An 18,620-nucleotide genomic window follows, 5' to 3' on the forward strand; every position below is an offset into this window, starting at 1 on the left:
GCACGGCAAAGCGGCGCAAAGGGGCGCGTGGAGTGAGGGGGCGGGGGCGGCCCTCCGGGACGCGTGAGGCCGCGGCCCCCCGTCGGAGGGGGCCGCGGCCTGCGTACGGTCACGGGTTCAGGCCGCGACCGGCTCCTTCGTCCGCTCCTCGGCCGCCGCGGATGTGGAGTCGGCCGCCGTGCCCGCCGGGGCCTTGCGCATGCCCTTCAGGAGGATGACCAGGCCGGCCGTGACGACCGTGCCGACCGCGATGGCCAGCAGGTAGAGGAGCGGCTTGCCGATCAGCGGGGTGACCCAGATGCCGCCGTGCGGTGCCCGCAGGGTCGAGCCGAAGGCCATGGCCAGCGCGCCGGTGACCGCGCCGCCCGCCATGGACGCCGGGATCACGCGCAGCGGGTCGGCGGCCGCGAAGGGGATCGCGCCCTCGGAGATGAACGAGGCGCCGAGCACCCATGCCGCCTTGCCGTTCTCGCGCTCGGCGGTGGTGAACAGCTTCTTGCGGATGGTGGTGGCGAGCGCCATGCCCAGCGGCGGGACCATGCCGGCCGCCATGACGGCCGCCATGATCTTCATCGCGGAGTCGCTGGGGTCCTGCACGGCGATGCCGGCGGTGGCGAAGGCGTAGGCGACCTTGTTGACCGGGCCGCCCAGGTCGAAGCACATCATCAGGCCGAGCAGGACACCGAGCAGGACGGCGTTGCTGCCGGAGAGGCCGCTCAACCAGTCCGTCATGCCCTTCTGGGCCTGGGCGATGGGCTTGCCGATCACCACCAGCATCAGGAAGCCGACGACCAGCGACGAGATCAGCGGAATCACGACCACCGGCATGATGCCCCGCATCACCGGTGGGATCTTGACCCGCTGGATGCCGAGGACGACCGCGCCGGCGATCAGACCGGCGACCAGGCCGCCGAGGAAACCGGCGTTGATGTCGGCGGCGATCATGCCGCCGACGAAGCCCGGCACGAGACCCGGCCGGTCCGCCATGCCGTAGGCGATGTATCCGGCGAGGACCGGGATCAGGAAGCCGAAGGCGACGGCACCGATCTGGAACAGCAGGGCCGCCCAGCTGTCGATCTGGAGCCAGTCGAAGTGCTCGGTGACCGGCTTGGCCTGGTTGATCTCCCAGCCGCCGATCGCGAAGCCGAGGGCGATCAGCAGACCGCCGGCGGCGACGAAGGGGACCATGTAACTCACGCCGGACATCAGCCACTTGCGCAGCTTGGTGCCGTAGCCGTCGCCGGACTCGCCCGCGCGGTCGACGGGGGTGCCGGGCCGGGCGGCGGCCGTGACCTCGCCGCGCTCGGCCTTCTCCCGGACCTCGGCGATCAGTGCGCCGGGGCGGCTGATGCCCGCCTTCACGCCGACGTCGACGGTGGGCTTCCCGGCGAACCGGTCCTTCTCCCGTACGGGCACGTCGTGGGCGAAGATCACGCCGTCGGCGGCGGCGATGACCGCCGGGTCGAGGCGGGAGAAGCCGGCCGAGCCCTGCGTCTCGACGACGAGCTCGACGTCACCGGCGTCCCGGCCCGCGTTCTCCAGCGACTCGGCGGCCATGTAGGTGTGCGCGATGCCGGTGGGGCAGGAGGTGACGGCGACGATACGGAAGGGGCGGGCTTCGGCGGGGGCGGTCGCCGCCGGGGCGGCCTCGGCCGGAGCGGTCCCGGTCGCGGAAGTCCCGGTCGGAGCAGTCCCGGTCGCGGAAGTCCCGGTCGGAGCAGTCCCGGCAGCGGAGGTCGCCGCCGGGGTGGCCTTCTCGGGGGTGGTCGCCGCTGGGGTGGTGCTGACCGCGGCGGCGTCGGGGGAGGCCGTTCCGCCCGACGCCGCCGCGGAGTCTTCGGTGCCCTCGGCCGCGTCGTCGCCGGTGGCGTCGCCCCGGATGAGCGCGGCGGCGTGGGCCGCGTCGTCCACGGCGCGCAGCGCGTCCGTGAACTCGGTGTTCATCAGCTGGCGGGCGAGGGAGGAGAGGATCGTGAGGTGGGCGTCGTCGGCGCCCGCGGGCGCGGCGATCAGGAAGATCAGGTCGGCGGGGCCGTCGGGCGCGCCGAAGTCGACGCCGGCCGCGCTGCGGCCGAAGGCTAGGGTCGGCTCGGTGACATGCTCGCTGCGGCAGTGCGGGATGCCGATGCCGCCGTCGAGGCCGGTCGGCATCTGCGCCTCGCGGGCGGCCACGTCGGCGAGGAAACCGTCCAGGTCGGTGACCCGGCCCTTCGCGACCATGCGCTCGGCGAGGGCACGCGCCGCCGCTTCCTTCGTCTCGGCGGACAGGTCGAGGTCGACCAGGTCCGCGGTGATCATCTCGCTCATCGCGGGCTCCTTCGCACGCGTATCGCCCGGGGGATGTGGTGGGCGGGGGTGGGGACGGAAGAGTGGGGGGCGGCATGGGCCAGGAGGTGTGGCCGGGGGTCGTGTCGGTGTGCGGCGGCGGGTAACGCAGAACGAAGGTTCGTTCGCGGGCCGTCGACGGCGGCGGTGGCGCGAGGAGCGGGGAGGCCCCCTCGGCCAAAATGAACGTTCGTTCGCGATTCCCGCATCATGACACCGGCTCCCTCAGCACCCGGTCCGCCGGCACCTCGGCCGTGACCGTCACCGCCGCCGGGTCCAGGTCGCGCGGTGTCGGCATGACGCTGCCCGGGAGCTGGACGGCCGCTGCGCCGTGGGCGACGGCCGAGGCGAGCGCCTCGGGGCCCTGCCCGCCGGCGATCAGGAAACCGGCGAGGGAGGAGTCGCCGGCGCCGACGTTGCTGCGGACGACGGCGACACGGGCGGTGCCGAACCAGGCGCCCGAGGCGTCGACGAGGAGCTGACCGTCGGCGCCGAGGCTGGCCAGCACCACGCCGGCCCCCATCTCGCGGAGTTCCTCCGCGGCCTTGACGGCGTCGCCGACCGTGGCGAGGGGGCGTCCCACGGCCTCGGCCAGTTCCTCGGCGTTGGGCTTGACGACGTCGGGGCGTTCGCGGAGCGCGGCGAGCAGGGCCGGGCCGGAGGTGTCCAGGGCGATGCGGGCGCCGGCCGCGTGGGCGCGGGCGACGAGTTCGGCGTACCAGGACGGGTCGAGGCCGCGCGGGAGGCTGCCGCAGCAGGCGATCCAGGAGGCATCGGCGGACTGGGCGCGGACCGCTTCCAGGAGGAGTTCGCGCTCGGCGGCGGACAGTTCGGGGCCGGGTGCGTTGATCTTCGTCAGGACGCCGTCGGCCTCCGCGAGGGCGATGTTGGAGCGGGTCGCCCCCGCGACCGGCACTCGGGCGACCTCGATGCCCTGGGCGTCGAGCAGGTCGGCGACCAGCGCGCCCGGCGCTCCGCCGAGGGGCAGCACGGCCACGGTGCGGCGGCCCGCGGCGGCGACCGCCCGGGAGACGTTGACGCCCTTGCCGCCCGGGTCCATACGCTCACCGGTGGCCCGGATGACCTCGCCTCGGTCGAGGGAGGGGACCTCGTAGGTGCGGTCGAGGGACGGGTTCGGGGTGACGGTGAGGATCATGAGCGGTCTTTCCGGCCCGTGGTGGAGCCGCCCGCGGGTTCGGCGCCCGGGACGCGCAGCACCTCGGTGCCCTTGCGTTCGATGGTGAGGGCGTCGTCGTGGTTCAGCCCGCTGTCGGTGATGAGCAGGTCCACGTCGGTCAGGTCGCCGAAGCGGGCGAAGTGCTCCTGGCCGTGCTTGGAGGAGTCGGCGAGCAGCACCACGCGCCGGGCGGCGGCGACGGCCGCGCGCTTCACGGCGGCCTCGGCGAGGTCGGGCGTGGTCAGGCCGCGGTCGACGGAGAAGCCGTTGGCGGCCACGAAGAGCACGTCCGCGCGGATCTCGCCGTAGGCCCTGAGCGCCCAGGCGTCCACGGCGGCGCGGGTCCGGTGGCGGACACGGCCGCCGACCAGATGGAGCTGGATGCCCGGGTGGTCGGCGAGGCGGGCGGCGATGGGCAGGCTGTGCGTGACCGCGGTGAGCGCGGCCTCCAGCGGGATGGCGGCGGCGAGGCGCGCGATGGTCGTACCGGCGTCGAGGACGATCGTGCCGTCGTTCGGCAGTTCGGCGAGGGCCGCCTGGGCGATGCGGTCCTTCTGGTCGGCGGCGGTGCCCTCGCGTTCGGTGAGGTCGGGCTCGAAGTCCAGGCGGCCGGCGGGGATCGCACCGCCGTGCACGCGCTGCACGAGGCCGGCGCGGTCGAGGGCCTTGAGATCCCGGCGGATCGTCTCGGCCGTGACCTGGAACTGCTCGGCCAGCGCCATCACGTCCACCCGGCCACCGTCACGCGCGAGCCGGAGAATCTCCTGCTGCCGCTCGGGTGCGTACATGTCCGTTCGCCTCCGACTGATGCCCGACTCTGTGGTTTCGCTCGGATGCTACGCCGGGATGTCCGGAAAGTAAACAGGTTCGTGCGTGATACGGGCACGGACGGACATGGACGGGCATGATCGGGCAGAGGCAGGCGGAGGCGTGCGGGGTGGTGTGGGTGCAGGGGCACGGCGCGCGTGGCCAGGCGCGGGAGCGCAGGACGCGCTGATCGGGCGGGCGCCGTGCGATGGGAGCGGGGGTACGACAAGGGGCGAGGGCCTACGACGGGAGCGGGCGTACGACGGGAGCGGGGCGGGCGCCCCGTAAGGCCCCGCCCCGCTCCCGTCACCGCCCGGCCGAGCAGCCCCGCTGCTCGGCCGGTCAGCGCACCGGCTCACCGTCCTCCGCCGCCACCTCGGTCTCCGCCGCCCGCCTCGGCAGCGCGAACATCAGCAGGAAGATCGCGAACAGGACCGCGGCCACCCAGCCGAGGGCGTACTCGAAGGCGTCGACGAAGGCGGGGCCGATGTCGGCCGGGGCGAGGTGGTCGTCCATGACACCGAAGAAGACGACGGCGACCAGGCCGAGCCCCAGCGCGTTGCCCATCTGCTGGACCGTGCTGATCAGCCCGGACGCGGACCCGGCGTGCTCACGCGGCACCCCGGAGAGGATCGCGTCGGTCAGCGGGGCCACGATGAGCCCCATGCCCGCCCCCATCACGACCAGCGGGAGGGCCATCTGCCAGGGGGTGATGGCGAGGCCGTAGTGCGCGGAGGCGCCCAGGTACAGCAGGACTCCGGCCGCCATCAGCAGCGCGCCCGCCTGGAGGACCTTGCGCCCGAAGCGCGGGACGAGCTTCTGGACCGAGACGCCGGCCGCGACCGACACGGCGAGGGAGAACGGGACACCGGTGAGACCGGCCCGCAGGACGCTCCAGCCGAGGCCGGTCTGCAGGTAGAGCGTCCAGACGAGGAAGAACACACCGAGGGCGATGCCGAAGACGGTCTGCACGGCGATGCCCGCCGCGAAGCTCTTCACCCGGAACAGCGACAGTTCGATGAGCGGGGATCCGTCACGCGCGGTCTTGCGCCGCTCGTACGCCACCAGCGCCGCGAGCACGACCAGCGAGCCGGCCATCGAGACGTACCCCCACAGCGGCCAGCCCAGCTCCCGGCCCCGGGTGAGGGGGTAGAGCAGCATCAGCAGACCGGCGGTGACCAGCGCGACGCCCACGAGGTCCAGCTTCAGGGCGTGCGGGGCCCTGGACTCGGCGATGAAACGGCGGCCCAGGATCAGGCCCGCGACACCGACCGGAAGGTTGATGAGGAAGATCGCCCGCCATTCCAGGCCGAGCGGGTTCCACTCGATGAGCAGGGCGCCGAGCAGCGGGCCGGAGACCGCACCCAGGCCCACGATCGCCCCGAACAGGCCGAACACCTTGCCGCGTTCGTGCGCCGGGAAGGTCGCGTGCACGATCGACAGCACCTGCGGCACCATCAGCGCGGCGGTCGCGCCCTGCGCGATCCTCGCCGCCACCAGCATCTCCGGGTTCGCGGCGAGGCCGCACAGCGCGGAGGCGAGCGTGAAGCCGCCGATGCCGAGGAGGAAGATCCGCCGACGGCCGTGGATGTCGCCGAGCCTGCCGCCGGTGACGAGACCCGCGGCGAAGGCGAGGGCGTACCCGGCGGTGATCCACTGGATCTGGCTGAACGAGGCGTGCTCGCCGCGCTGGATGGAGGGGATGGCGATGTTGACGATGGTGACGTCGACGAGGTCCATGAAGGCGGCCGTCATGACGACGGCGAGGGCGATCCAGCGCCGTCGGTCGGCGTCGGGGGGTGAGGGGAGCCCCGTTTCGGTGGCGGTGGTCGGGTCACCGGCGGTTGATCGGGGCTGGTCGCGCAGTTCCCCGCGCCCCTTCAGGGCGCTCGTTGTCGAGGTCATGGTGTGAAGGTAGAGGTCGAGTAGGTCAGATCGTGTCCTAGTTCTCCGGCATGCTCGGGGCATGACTACGGACACCCCGGCGCGGCTCCTTCAGCTCCTCTCCCTCCTCCAGACGCCCCGTGAGTGGCCGGGCGGTGAACTCGCCGACCGGCTGCGGGTCTCGCGGCGGACCGTCCGGCGGGACATCGACCGGCTGCGCGAGCTGGGCTATCCGGTACAGGCGACCATGGGCGCCGAGGGCGGCTACCGGCTGGTGGCGGGGAAGGCGATGCCCCCGCTCGTCCTGGACGACGAGGAGGCCGTGGCGATCGCGGTCGGACTGCGGGCCGGGGCCGGGCACGCGGTGGAGGGCGTGGACGAGGCGTCCGTACGGGCGCTCGCCAAGATCGAACAGGTCCTGCCGTCGCGGCTGCGCCACCGGGTCTCCACGCTGCAGGCCGCCACCACTCCCCTGACCAGCGGCGACGGAGCGACGGTCACCCCCGAGACGCTGACCGTGATGGCCTCGGCGGTGGCCGGCCGGGAGCGGCTGCGCTTCGCCTACCGTTCCGGTGACGGCACGGACTCACGGCGCCACTGCGAGCCGTACCGGCTCGTGTCGACCGGCCGCCGCTGGTATCTCGTCGCGTACGACCTCGACCGCGCCGACTGGCGCACCTTCCGGGTCGACCGGGTCGAGGAACCCTTCGCCACCGGGGCCCGGTTCGCGCCGCGCGAGCTGCCGACGGGGAGCGCGGAGGAGTATCTGCGGCAGTCGATGTACCGGCGGCAGGAGACCTACGCGTTCGACGTCACCTTCGCCGCGCCCGCCGAGTTCATCGCGGCCCGGCTGCCCCGCTGGCTGGGTACGCCCGAACCCGTCGACGAGCACAGCTGCCGGCTGCGGGCCTCCGTCGGCGATTCCGTGGAGTGGCTGGCCGTACGGGTGGCCATGGTCGACTGCGAGTTCACCGTGCATGAGCCGCCCGAACTGATCGGGTATGTAAGGGAGTTGGGTGCGCGACTGACCCGGGCGGCGGGCGGCGCCGAGGAGTGAGGCGCGCGGCGAGGGTTCCTCGGGCGCTATGACGTGCGGGCTTGGCCTTCGCGACGCCTCCGGCGGAGAAGGCCCGCTGTGGCACAATCTGCCGTTCGGGTCACCCCGGGGTTCAGGTCCGGGGTGGCCCTTCGTTCTGCCCGGCCCGGCGAACGGAAGGAAGCCGGGCCTCGGCGCCAGGGGGGGGAGGCGCCGAAGCCCGGCTCTCGGAAAGTCCCGGCGCTGGGGGGAGAGCGTCGGGACTTGGCTTCGGATGGTCTCGGGGCGGTGCGGTGCGGTCGGGGCGCGGCGATGGCGGTGAGGGCGTGCGAGGAACGGCCGCGCGGGGCGTCTCGGTGCGTGGTGTGCGGTGTGCGGTGTGCCTCCGACTCCCTCGAACTCCGGGTCCCGGGCCTGACGGCTCCGGGCCCGGTGAAGTCGTGGGCCCGGAAGTCTTGTGCCCCGGGATCGGGGAGTTGAAGCGGCGCACTACGGCCAACCGGCGGTACAGAAATGGCCAAGTCCCGGCCGGGGCACGGCGATGGGCGGACCGCACGGTGGACCAAGCCCCGCTGCGGCCCCAGGGGTTGGGCCGTACGGGGCCTTTGGTCCGTACCGGGCGACGGTCGCCGTACCGCTCCTCGAACGGGTCGGGAACGGGTGGAGCAACGGACCCTGGAGACGGGTCGGGTCCATCCGTTCAGGTGGTCCGTTCAGGCGGTCCGTTCAGGCGGTCCGTTCAGGCGGTCCGTTTCAGGCGGTCCGTTTCAGGCGGTCCATTCAGGCGACCGCGTCGAAGCCCGTGTCGCGGGCGAGCTTCTTCAGTTCGAGCAGGGCGTGCTTCTCGATCTGGCGGATCCGCTCGCGGGTGAGCCCGTGCTCCTTGCCGACCTCGGTGAGGGTGCGCTCGCGGCCGTCCTCGATGCCGTACCGCATCTTGATGATGGACGCGGTGCGCTGGTCGAGGCGCCCGATGAGGCCGTCCAGCTCCTCACTGCGCAGCAGCGTGAGCACGGACTGCTCGGGCGAGACCGCGGAGGTGTCCTCCAAGAGGTCGCCGAACTGGGTGTCGCCGTCGTCGTCCACCGACATGTTCAGCGAGACCGGGTCGCGGGCCCAGTCGAGGACGTCGGTGACACGGTCCGCGTTGGAACCCAGCTCGGCGGCGATCTCGGCGGGCTCGGGGTCGCGCCCGTGCTCGCGGTTGAACTCGCGCTGCACACGGCGGATCCGGCCCAGCTCCTCGACGAGGTGGACGGGCAGCCGGATGGTGCGCGACTGGTCCGCGATCGACCGGGTGATGGCCTGACGGATCCACCAGGTGGCGTACGTCGAGAACTTGAAGCCCTTGCGGTAGTCGAACTTCTCCACCGCGCGGACCAGACCCGCGTTGCCCTCCTGGATCAGGTCGAGCAGTGGCAGGCCGCTGCGCGGATAGCGTCGGGCGACGGCCACGACGAGGCGCAGGTTCGACCGTATGAAGATGTCCTTGGCCCGCTCGCTGTCGGCGACGAGGGCTTCGAGCTCTTCGCGGGTCGCCTCCGCCTTGGCCTCCTCATCGCCGTCGAGGATCTGCTGGGCGAACACGCCCGCCTCGATGACCTGGGACAGCTCGACTTCCTTGGCGGCGTCGAGCAGCGGTGTACGCGCGATCTCGTCGAGGTACATGCCGACCAGGTCGCGGTCGGCGATCTCGCCGCCAGAGGCGCGAACGCTGCGAGCCGCGTCGGTCCGGCCGGAGGCGGACGAACGACGAGCGGCGACGGCACGGGTTGCCATGCGTGCTCCCTTGCGATGGTGGGCTGGCAGGGTCGTATCTGTTCCTACATGTGTCTTGATGCGGCCGCTCGGACACTCTCCCGAGTGCCCTGCTTCCGAAGGAAACAACGACTGGAATCAGGACAGAATTCCCAACCCGTCCCACTATTTTTCTGATCTTGCAGTACCCTGTGCCGCCACAAGGGGAGGCGAGATGTCCGGTGAGTCCGCAGAGGTGCAGGTCAGGCCAGGAGTCGAGACCGACCTCGCTGCTCTCACCGACATCTACAACCACTACGTCCGTGAGACGCCCATCACATTCGATACCGCTGTCCTCACTCCGGAAGAGCGCCGTCCTTGGCTGCTCTCCCACCCTGAAGACGGCCCGCACCGCCTGATGGTTGCCACCGCGAAGGACTCACAGCGGATTCTCGGGTACGCCACGAGCAGCGCGTTCCGCCCGAAAGCGGCGTACGGGACCTCGGTGGAGGTGTCGGTGTACCTCGCCCCGGACGCGGGCGGCCGGGGCGTGGGCACACTGCTGTACCGGGCCCTTTTCGCGGCGCTAGCCACTGAGGACGTCCACCGCGCCTACGCCGGCATCGCCCAGCCGAACGAGGCGTCGACACGGCTGCACGAGGGGTTCGGGTTCCGGTACGTCGGCACGTATCGGGAGGTCGGGCGGAAGTTCGGGCGGTACTGGGACGTGGCCTGGTACGAGAAGGGGCTCTGAAGGCTGCGGGCCGGGCTACCGCTCGACGGGCGACGGCTCGACGGACGGCGGCTCGGTGGGCAGAGACTCCCTCATGGTCTTCGCGGTGGCGGTGGGGTCATAGCCCTCGGGTACCCCCTCGACCAGGATGATGTCGCCCGTGATGTGCCGTGACCGCAGCGGGGCGATCTCCTGGTACGCGGGCGAGTCCCACCAGTTCCGCGCCTCGGCGATCCCGGGGAAGCCGATCACCACGACGGCGCCCGGCCAGCTGCCCTCCTTCACCTCGTGCTGGGCGACATGCACGAGAAAGCGGCCGCCGTACGGCTCGAAGGTGGCGGGGATGCGCTCGATGTACTCGGCGATCTCCGGGTGCGGGGCGGCGTCCCTCAGGTGGGCGATGGCGTAGGCAGGCATGAGGTGGAGTCCTTCCGGTCGGCCGGGCTCGGGTGGGCGGGCGGGCGACGGGACTCGAACGAGCCTCACCGCTCCGACTCCGACGAGCCTGGCAGGCGGACGGGCCGGGGTCGATGACCTCTCGGGTAAGGGACCCCACCGGCCCGTACGCCGGTGAGCCGCCCGGGCGGACCAGAGGGAGGGGCCAGATGGACCGGCCAGATGGACGGGCCAGATGGACGAACGCCCGACGCGCCATCTAGAGGAGTTGCCTGCACCGACCGCTTGAGCCGACCGCTTGAGCCACTGACTATCCGAACTGCACCGACCGCTTCGCCAGGCCCAGCCAGAAGCCGTCGATCACCGACCTCTGGGCGTCCAGCTCGCCGGCGGCCTCGGCCGCGCCCATCGTGACGAAGAGGGGGGCGAAGTGCTCCGTGCGGGGGTGGGCCAGCTGCCCGGCCGGGGACTTGTGCAGGAAGTCGAGAAGGGAGTCCCAGTCGCGGGATTCGAGGGCCCGGTGGCCCCAGTCGTCGAACTCGGCGGACCAGGCGGGGGTGCCGGCCTGGCGGAGGGCGGCGAGGTTGTGGGTGAAGAAGCCGGAGCCGATGATCAGTACGCCCTCGTCACGGAGGGGCGCGAGCTTGCGGCCGACGTCCATCAGCTTCACCGGGTCGAGGGTCGGCATGGAGATCTGCAGGACCGGGATGTCGGCCTCCGGGTACATCTCCACCAGGGGGACGTACGCGCCGTGGTCCAGGCCCCGGTCGGGGATGTCCTGGACGGGGATGCCGGGGGCCTGGAGCAGCTTGCGGACCGAGGCGGCCAGCTCCGGGGCGCCCGGGGCGGCGTACTGGACCTGGTAGTAGTGCTGGGGGAAGCCCCAGAAGTCGTAGACCAGGGGGATGGTGCTGACCGCACCGAGGGCGAGGGGGGCCTCCTCCCAGTGGGCGGAGATCATGAGCACGGCCTTGGGGCGGGGCAGGGTCGCGGACCAGGCGGCGAGTTCGCCGGGCCAGATCGGGTCGTCGGCGAGCGGCGGGGCCCCGTGGCTCAGGTACAGGGCGGGCATGCGCTCGACGGTGGCGGCGGACATAGGGGTGACTCCCTCAACACACGCGACGCACCACGACACACGCGCCTCGGCGGGGCCCGGTGGTCGCTTCTGTCTCCTTGGATGCGCCTGGCTCACCAGGCGCTTGAGACTCCTACTAACTCCCCAGTAGTTGAAGTCTCAATATTTGTGGTTTCACCTTACATCTCTATAGTTCAAAATTCAAGAAGGGGCCTCGTACAGTGGGGGCATGAAGACCGCATCCACTGAGGAAGAACCCCGCTGGCTCACCGCCGAGGAGCGGCGCACCTGGCTCGCCTATGTGCACGCTACGACCTTGCTGGAGGACCACCTCGACCGCCAGCTGCAGCGTGACGCGGGCATGCCACACCTTTATTACCACCTGCTCGTAGTCCTGTCCGAGGCTCCGCAACGGCGGCTGCGGATGACCGAGCTGGCGATGCAGACGAAGATCACGCGATCGCGGCTGTCCCACGCCGTGGCCCGGCTGGAGAAGAACGGGTGGGTGCGGCGCGAGGACTGCCCGTCGGACAAGCGGGGCCAGTTCACGGTACTGACGGACGGCGGCCAGGAGATGCTCGGCCAGAGCGCGCCCGGGCATGTGGGCGCGGTGCGGCAGGCGCTGTTCAACCGCCTCTCGGACGAACAGGTGAAAGCACTCGGCGAGATCATGGGGATCGTCGCGGAGGGGCTGCAGCCGAGCGAGGCGGGGGCGGACCTGCCGTGGCTCCGGTAGCACTGCGCCGGGTTTAGCGACGGGGTCGCTGCCACGTCCGTGGGAGGGCTCGGGGGCTTGAGGGCTCGGGGGCTTGGGGGCGCACAGGGGGGCGTGGGGGTGTTGGGGCTCGTGCGGTGCCTGAGGGTCCGCGGGGTCTTGGAAGTCCGTAGGGTGCCTGGCTGCCTTGGGGGTGCCTGAAGGTCTGCGGGGTCGTGGAGGTTCGTGGGGTCCGTGGGGTCGCGGGCCCGGGACGTGCCTGGAGGTCCGGGAGGTCCGGGAGGTCCGTGGGGTCGCGGGCCTCTGGGGCTGACTGTGCGTCGTGGCCGAGAGGGCTTGAGGCGCCGACGCTGCAGGGCTTCCGCAGGGCTGCGCCCATCGGCGGCTGTGCGTCGCGTTTGAGGGGTTGTCGGCGTCGGGCGCCGTCAGCGGCGCCGGGGGCGCGAGGCGGCCGCACGGCGAGGGTTGGGTCGTCGGCGCGGGGTCGGGCTCGTGACAGTGGGAGGGGCGGGGCAGGGGGATCGCCCCTGCCCCGCCCCTCCCTTTCCGTCAGTCCGGCGCCGTACTCAGTGGGCGATCACCGGGACCTTCAGCTCGTCCGTCGCGTCCTCGTCCGATCCCGTCGCCGTCATGTCGGGCTTGCCCGTCGTGACGAAGGTGAAGGCGATGGTGGCGGAGACCACCAGGATGGCCACGGCGAACCAGATGGCGTTGGTGTAGCCGTGGACCATGCCCTGGAGCTGGACCAGCTGGGCGGCCGGCTTCGAGGTGGCCGAACCGATGTGGTCCGCGACGTAGGACGTGGTCGCGGAGGCGGCGATCGTGTTCAGCAGCGCCGTACCGATGGCGCCGCCGACCTGCTGCGAGGTGTTGACCATGGCGGAGGCCACGCCCGCGTCACGCGGTTCGACCCCGTACGTCGCCAGGGACATCGCCGGCATGAACGCCGTACCCATACCGAGGCCGAGCAGGAGCTGGGCCGGCAGGAGCAGACCCGCGTACGAGGAGTCGACCTCCATCTGCGTCAGCAGGAGCATGCCGAGGCCGGCGACCAGGAAGCCGGGGGCCATCAGCAGGCGCGGCGCGACCCGGGTCATGAGGCGGGTGCCGATCTGGGTCGAGCCGGTGATCATGCCCACGATCATGGGCAGGAAGGCGAAACCGGTCTTGACCGGCGAGTACCCCTTCACGATCTGCAGGTAGTAGGTCAGGAAGAGGAACAGGCCGAACATCGCGATGATCGCGAGGCCGAGGGAGAGGTAGACACCGCCGCGGTTGCGCTCGGTGATCACGCGCAGCGGCAGCAGCGGGGCCTTGACCTTGGACTCGACGAACACGAAGGCCGCGAGGAGCACCACCGAGGCGACGAACAGGGTGATCGTCATCGAGTCGCCCCAGCCGTCGGACTCGGCGCGGGTGAAGCCGTAGACCAGGGAGACCAGGCCCAGGGTGGACAGGACCACGCCGGGGATGTCGAGCGGGGAGCGGTTGCGGCCGCCCGCCGGCTCACGGATGACGAAGTACGCGCCGACCGCCGCGATCACCGCGAACGGGATGTTGACGAAGAACGTCCAGCGCCAGTCCAGGTACTCGGTGAGGAAGCCGCCGAGGATCAGGCCCACGGCGCCGCCACCACCGGCGATCGCGCCGTAGATGCCGAACGCCTTGGCGCGCTCCTTGGCGTCGGTGAACATCACGGCGAGGAGGGAGAGCGCGGCGGGCGCGAGCAGCGCGCCGAAGGCGCCCTGGAGCGCGCGGGCGCCCAGCATCATCGCCTCACCGGTGGCCGCGCCGCCCAGCGCGGAGGCGCCGGCGAAGCCGATCAGACCGGTGACGAAGGTGCGCTTGCGGCCCCACAGGTCGGAGATGCGGCCGCCGAAGAGGAGCAGACCGCCGAAGGCCAGCGCGTAGGCGGTGATGACCCACTGACGGTTGCCGTCGGATATCCCGAGGTCCTGCTGGGCGGACGGAAGGGCGATGTTCACGATGGTCGCGTCGAGCACGACCATCAGCTGGGCGAGGGCGATGAAGACGAGCGCTTTCCAGCGGCTGGCGTGCGCGTCGTCCTGCTGATTCTGCCGATTCTGCTTCTGCTGATCGGCGGCCGGTCCGGATGCTCCGGAGGCGCTGCGGACTGATTCGGACATGGGGGTACCCACTTCGGGACTTCGTGACGGAAAGATCGGTATCGGTGACGGATAAGGGCGTCGAGGGGGAGCGGCTTGTCGTCGTCGACAGCCTCGGGGTCAGCGAGTCAGGACGGGTGGCTCCCGCTCTCTCGGACGGATGACTCAGGTCGGATGACTCAGGACGGATGACTCAGGACGGATAGGTCGGCCGGGTCGGCTGGGTCGGCTGGGTCAGGAGAAATGTTCCGGGTCAGGACGGGCAGGGCCTCCGTAGGTCCTCCACGGTCACCGGGGCGCCGGGCAGTTCGGAGGGGGCCGGGGCACGCAGGCCGTCCAGGAACAGTTGCAGATGCCGGTGCAGGAACCGGTCGACGCCCGCGCACTGGGTGCCGGCCGGGGGCCTGCTGAGCTGGCTGACGGCGATCATCAGGTCGCCGACGCCCACGTCGGATCGGAGCTGCCCGGCGTCCCGGGCGCGCTTCATGATCCCTTCGATCTGTTCCTCCAGCCGCTCGCGCGCCGCCTCCAGGTCGGGGTGGTGCCGGTCGAACGCGTTCTGGATCATCGGGCAGAGCGCACTGATCCGCTCGTCGGCCGAGATGTGCACGAAGCGCGAGAGCGCCTCGAACGCGTCACCGGTCTCGGTGAGCGCGGCCTCGGCCGCCAGGGCCGTACGGTCCATGACGGAGCAGACGACCTCGCGGACCAGCGCGTCCCGGTCCGGGAAGTTGCGGTACAGCGTGGCGTTGCCGACGCCGGCCCGGCGGGCGATCTCGTCGAGCGGCACATCGGCGCCGAACTCCACGAACATCTCCCGGGCGGCGCCGACGATCCGCTCCCGGTTGCGCAGGGCGTCGGCCCGGGGGCGGGACACCTTGCGACGTACGGCGGTGGCGGTCTCCACGGCGTACTCCTCTGCTGCTGATCCAGTGGTGTGGGGGGCACCCGGTGACTATCCGGGGATGGAGTCCCCGTTTCGCTCGGACACAAGGCTAAACGGGGAGACGATCCCCGGTTATTTCCCCTCACCGAAGACTTTCCCTGTGACCTGAGTCACACAGGGATCGCGGAGGGAGCGCGCGTGGACGACGCCTCCTCCCGGCGCGGATCAACAGCCGCGCATCCGTGCGCCGATGCCCACGTTCGGCCCTTCCAGCGCGCGCCCGCGCACCCCTCGCCAGAGGGTGATCGGAAGAGGACAGCCTCGTCACGGACGGCTGCCGTGGAGCGAAGGGCGCGTGGATGCAGCAGCCGTTCCGCAGAGACGGGATACCCGCGCGCCGGGTGCGTCCGCACCGGACACGTTCGCGCCGGATACGTCCGCGCCGGGTCGTCGCGCTCGCCTCCGTCACCGCCCTCACGCTCGCGGTCACCACCTCCGCAGGCACCGGGCAGCTGGTGGCGAAGGGGACGACGAGGGCCGCGGGCGCCACGGCCCTGGTGCGCGGCTCGGCGCTCGGCCCCTGCATGATCCGCGGCCCGCTCAGCACCCAGATGTCCGAGGGCATCCCCACCCCGCCCGGCTACGCCCGCTCCACCGGCACGGTCCGCGCGCTCAACCTGATGATCGACTTCTCCGACGCGCCCGGCGAGGGCAGCGCGATGGACCGCTTCGCGGAGTTCGCCCCGCAGACCCAGAAGTGGTTCAGGACCAGCAGTTACGGCCGTATCGACTACCGCCCCGAGGCGCCGCTCACCGAGTGGCTGCGGATGCCGAAGTCCTTCCGCTCGTACGGCATAGAGCGCGGCGCCCCCTTCGACCCCGGCTACCGCCGGCTGGTCCAGGACATGGTGCGGGCCGCCGATCCACTCGTGGACTTCCAGTCGTACGACCTGATCAACGTCCTCGTCACCCCGAACGCGGGCCCCTCCGCCCTCGACACGGTCCTTTCGGTGACCTTCGCCGGCAACCGGGAGGCGCCGATCGCGGACGGCGTGCCGGTCGCCAACGCGTCGTTCGTCTACAGCAGGCAGGACGACGGCTCGGGTTCGTACGGGGAGACCGGGTACCGGGTGCTGCCCCACGAGAACGGCCATGTGTTCGGGCTGCCCGACCTCTACACCCACGAGGGCGGGGGTGCGGTCGGGCACTGGGACATCATGAGCGAGGACTGGGGCGTCGAGAACGATCTGCTCGGCTGGCACAAGTGGAAGCTCGGGTGGCTCGACGAGACGCAGGTCGGCTGTGTGGCGTCGGTCGGCGCGTCCGAGTACACGCTGGCCCCGCTCGCCACCGCCGGCGGCGTGAAGCTGGTCGTCGTCCCGCTCAGCTCCCGGACGGCGTACGTCGCCGAGGTGCGGACGCGGGCGGGCAACGACGCGGCGGTGTGCCGGCCGGGGGTGCTCATGTACCGGGTCGACGCGACGGTCGACACCGGGAACGGGCCCATCAAGGTGCACGACGCCCGCCGGGACAGCGGGGGGTGCACCCGCAGCCCCAACGTCCACGCGGAGCTGTCCGACGCGCCGCTGGTCCCCGGTGAGACGTTCAGGGACACGCGGGCGAGGGTGGAGATCGCCGTGAAGGAGGTGGATGCCGAGGGGAGCCATCGGGTGGTGGTCAGGCGGCGGTGAGGGGTGCGGACGGGTCGCGTAAGTGGGTGTGTGTTGTGCGGGGAGGCTGATCGCACACGCACCCGCACCCACACCCACCCGCATATCCGCACCCGCACCCGCCCCCACCCCCACCCGCGTAACCGCACCCCCTCCCGCCCACGCCGAACGGCGCCCCGCGCAGCCCCGCGACCCACCCGCATTACCGTGAACCCATGCTCCCGAACGCCCCGAGCCCGGCCGCGGCCCCCGACCTCGCGCCAGCGCCCACGCCCGCGCCCGCGCCCGCGCCCGCCGAAGCCGTCGCACCGCTGATGCGGGGCATCGCCGTGCTGCGCCGGCTCACCGAGGCGGACGGGACGCTGAGTCCGAGCGCACTGGAGAAGGCCACCGGACTCGCGCGCTCCACGGTCGACCGGATCACGGCGACGCTGGCCCGCATGGGCTACGTACGGCTGGACGGCCGCGACGCGGTCCTCGCCCCCCGCCTGATGGAGCTGGGCAACGCCTATCTGGCCGCCCTGCGCCTCCCCCGCCTCCTCGACGCCCACGCCGACGCCCTCGCCGACGAACTGGACGAGTCGGTGTCCCTCGCGGTCCGCGACCGGGACGGCGTCCGCTTCATCCACCAGGCCACCCGCCGCCGCGCGATGTCCCTCAGCTTCCGCATCGGTGACCTCCTCCCCGCCGAACGCACCGCCCCCGGCCCGCTGTTCGCCACCGAGTGGGACCCGGCCGACTGGGCCCGGTGGCGGACCCGCCGTACGGCCGACCCGGAGGGCCACGGCTTCCCCGCGGTGCCTCCACGAGCCGGGGCGTACGACGACTTCGAGGACCGTACGGCCCGGGCGGGCGCCCAAGGATGGGCGCTGGACGACCAGTTGATCGAACCGGGGCTGGTCGCGGTGTCCGTGCCCGTGCGGGACCCCCGTACGGGACGCATCGCGTGCGTGGCGAACGTCGTCAGCCACACCAGCCGGCACACGGCGGAGTCCCTGCGGTCGACGCTGCTGCCGCGGCTGCGGACGGCCGTGGCGGCGATGGAACAGGAACTGCTGCGCGAGCAGGGCGACTTGCGGAAGCCTCCGCCGCCGGCCACCGCGCCCCGGGGTCTCGCCCAGGCCCCGGGCGTCGCTCCCGCCCCCTCCGGTCTCGCCGCCTGGACGGGCGCCTCCAAGCAGGAACTGGGCCGGGAGTTCGTCGAGTCCCTCGCCCGGGGGCTCACCGTGATCACCTCGTTCGGCGAGGGACGCGCCGAGCTGACCCTCACCGAGGTCGCCCGGACCACGGGGCTCGCCCGGGCGACGGCCCGGCGCGCGCTGATCACCCTCGAACACCTGGGGTACGTCGAGTCGTACGACCGTGTCTTCCGGCTCACCCCCCGTGTCCTGGGCCTGGGTTTCCCGCCCCTGTCGATGCTCCCCCTCCCCCGCATCGCCGCGCCGCACCTGGCCGAACTCTCCGCGCGCGTCCACGACTCGGCGTCCCTCGCGGTCCTCACCGAGGGCGGGGACGAGGTGCAGTACACGGCACGGGTCGCCACGAGCCGCATCATGAGCGTCAACATCACCCTCGGCACCCGGCTGCCGGCGTACGCGACCTCCCTGGGCCGCGTCATGCTCGCCGACCTGCTCCCGCGGGCCCCCCTGCCGGACCGTCTCGCCGCACTGACCCCGCACACGGTCACCGGCCGGCAGCAACTGGGGGCCGTGCTGGAGCGCGTACGGGAGTCCGGATACGCCCTCGTCGACGGGGAGTTGGAGGAGGGCCTGCGGTCCGTCGCCGTGCCGGTGCGGGAGCGGGGCGGACGGGTCGTCGCCGCCGTGAACGTCGCCATGCACAGCAGCCGCCGTTCGGTGGAGGAGTGCGTGGAGGAGGTCCTGCCCGCACTGCGGGACGCGGTGGGGCGGATCGAGGCCGAGCTGGCGGTGGCGGGGATGTTCCGCCGCGTCCCCGAGGTCTGACCCCCGTCGAGCGCCGGAGTCCGACGCGCGAGAGGGGGCGCTGGTCGCGCGGGAGCCGCGCACCGGCGTACGACCCCTGCCGCGAACAC

14 protein-coding genes are annotated in these 18,620 nt (G+C 72.0%); 5 read left to right on the forward strand and 9 right to left on the reverse strand.

Features of this window, described 5'->3' with window-relative positions; all coding sequences use genetic code 11:
• Positions 1-117: 117 nt before the first annotated feature.
• The 4 genes from ACZ6BB_RS25055 to ACZ6BB_RS25070 form a co-directional block, all read right to left on the reverse strand.
• Positions 118-2,307, reverse strand: coding sequence for a fructose-specific PTS transporter subunit EIIC (locus ACZ6BB_RS25055; protein WP_471617410.1), 2,190 nt, complete (start codon positions 2,305-2,307; stop codon positions 118-120).
• Between the two features lie 226 nt (positions 2,308-2,533).
• A complete protein-coding gene (pfkB, locus tag ACZ6BB_RS25060; protein ID WP_471617411.1) occupies positions 2,534-3,481 on the reverse strand; it encodes a 1-phosphofructokinase in 948 nt (315 codons plus the stop codon).
• Entirely contained in the window at positions 3,478-4,290 is an 813-nt protein-coding gene (locus ACZ6BB_RS25065) for a DeoR/GlpR family DNA-binding transcription regulator (protein WP_471617412.1), read from the reverse strand. The genes pfkB and ACZ6BB_RS25065 overlap by 4 nt, the downstream gene beginning before the upstream one ends.
• Positions 4,291-4,651: 361 nt before the next feature.
• Positions 4,652-6,214 carry an MFS transporter gene (locus ACZ6BB_RS25070; protein ID WP_471617413.1) on the reverse strand — a complete coding sequence of 521 codons (1,563 nt, stop codon included), beginning with the start codon at positions 6,212-6,214 and terminating at the stop codon, positions 4,652-4,654.
• 61 nt (positions 6,215-6,275) lie between these two features.
• On the opposite strand from ACZ6BB_RS25070, the gene ACZ6BB_RS25075 reads away from it, so the two are divergent.
• Positions 6,276-7,250, forward strand: coding sequence for a helix-turn-helix transcriptional regulator (locus ACZ6BB_RS25075; RefSeq protein ID WP_471617414.1), 975 nt, complete (start codon positions 6,276-6,278; stop codon positions 7,248-7,250).
• A gap of 759 nt (positions 7,251-8,009) precedes the next feature.
• Here ACZ6BB_RS25075 and ACZ6BB_RS25080 read toward each other — a convergent pair.
• Complete coding sequence (locus ACZ6BB_RS25080; RefSeq protein WP_471617415.1) at positions 8,010-9,008, reverse strand: sigma-70 family RNA polymerase sigma factor; 999 nt, start codon at positions 9,006-9,008, stop codon at positions 8,010-8,012.
• Between the two features lie 193 nt (positions 9,009-9,201).
• On the opposite strand from ACZ6BB_RS25080, the gene ACZ6BB_RS25085 reads away from it, so the two are divergent.
• Positions 9,202-9,720 (forward strand): GNAT family N-acetyltransferase, encoded by a 519-nt coding sequence (locus ACZ6BB_RS25085; RefSeq protein ID WP_471617416.1) that lies wholly within the window; start codon positions 9,202-9,204, stop codon positions 9,718-9,720.
• A 15-nt stretch (positions 9,721-9,735) separates the two neighbouring features.
• On the opposite strand, the gene ACZ6BB_RS25090 is transcribed toward ACZ6BB_RS25085, so the two are convergent.
• Entirely contained in the window at positions 9,736-10,116 is a 381-nt protein-coding gene (locus ACZ6BB_RS25090) for a DUF1330 domain-containing protein (RefSeq protein ID WP_471617417.1), read from the reverse strand.
• A 289-nt stretch (positions 10,117-10,405) separates the two neighbouring features.
• Entirely contained in the window at positions 10,406-11,191 is a 786-nt protein-coding gene (locus ACZ6BB_RS25095) for a dioxygenase family protein (RefSeq protein WP_471617418.1), read from the reverse strand.
• 208 nt (positions 11,192-11,399) lie between these two features.
• Here ACZ6BB_RS25095 and ACZ6BB_RS25100 point away from each other — a divergent pair, with 208 nt between their 5' ends.
• Positions 11,400-11,906 (forward strand): MarR family winged helix-turn-helix transcriptional regulator, encoded by a 507-nt coding sequence (locus tag ACZ6BB_RS25100; RefSeq protein WP_471617419.1) that lies wholly within the window; start codon positions 11,400-11,402, stop codon positions 11,904-11,906.
• Positions 11,907-12,451: 545 nt separating this feature from the next.
• On the opposite strand, the gene ACZ6BB_RS25105 is transcribed toward ACZ6BB_RS25100, so the two are convergent.
• Positions 12,452-14,032 (reverse strand): MFS transporter, encoded by a 1,581-nt coding sequence (locus ACZ6BB_RS25105; protein ID WP_471617420.1) that lies wholly within the window; start codon positions 14,030-14,032, stop codon positions 12,452-12,454.
• Positions 14,033-14,264: 232 nt separating this feature from the next.
• A complete protein-coding gene (locus ACZ6BB_RS25110; protein WP_471617421.1) occupies positions 14,265-14,918 on the reverse strand; it encodes a TetR/AcrR family transcriptional regulator in 654 nt (217 codons plus the stop codon).
• A 338-nt stretch (positions 14,919-15,256) separates the two neighbouring features.
• Between ACZ6BB_RS25110 and ACZ6BB_RS25115 the strand changes: the two genes are divergently transcribed.
• On the forward strand, positions 15,257-16,588 hold the full coding sequence (locus tag ACZ6BB_RS25115) for a M6 family metalloprotease domain-containing protein (protein WP_471617422.1): 1,332 nt from the start codon (positions 15,257-15,259) through the stop codon (positions 16,586-16,588).
• Between the two features lie 194 nt (positions 16,589-16,782).
• The gene (locus tag ACZ6BB_RS25120; protein WP_471617423.1) at positions 16,783-18,531 is read left to right on the forward strand and encodes an IclR family transcriptional regulator domain-containing protein; all 1,749 of its coding nucleotides are present in this window, start codon (positions 16,783-16,785) and stop codon (positions 18,529-18,531) included.
• The last annotated feature ends 89 nt before the right edge of the window (positions 18,532-18,620 follow it).

This window comes from Streptomyces sp. NPDC041108 (assembly GCF_055592645.1).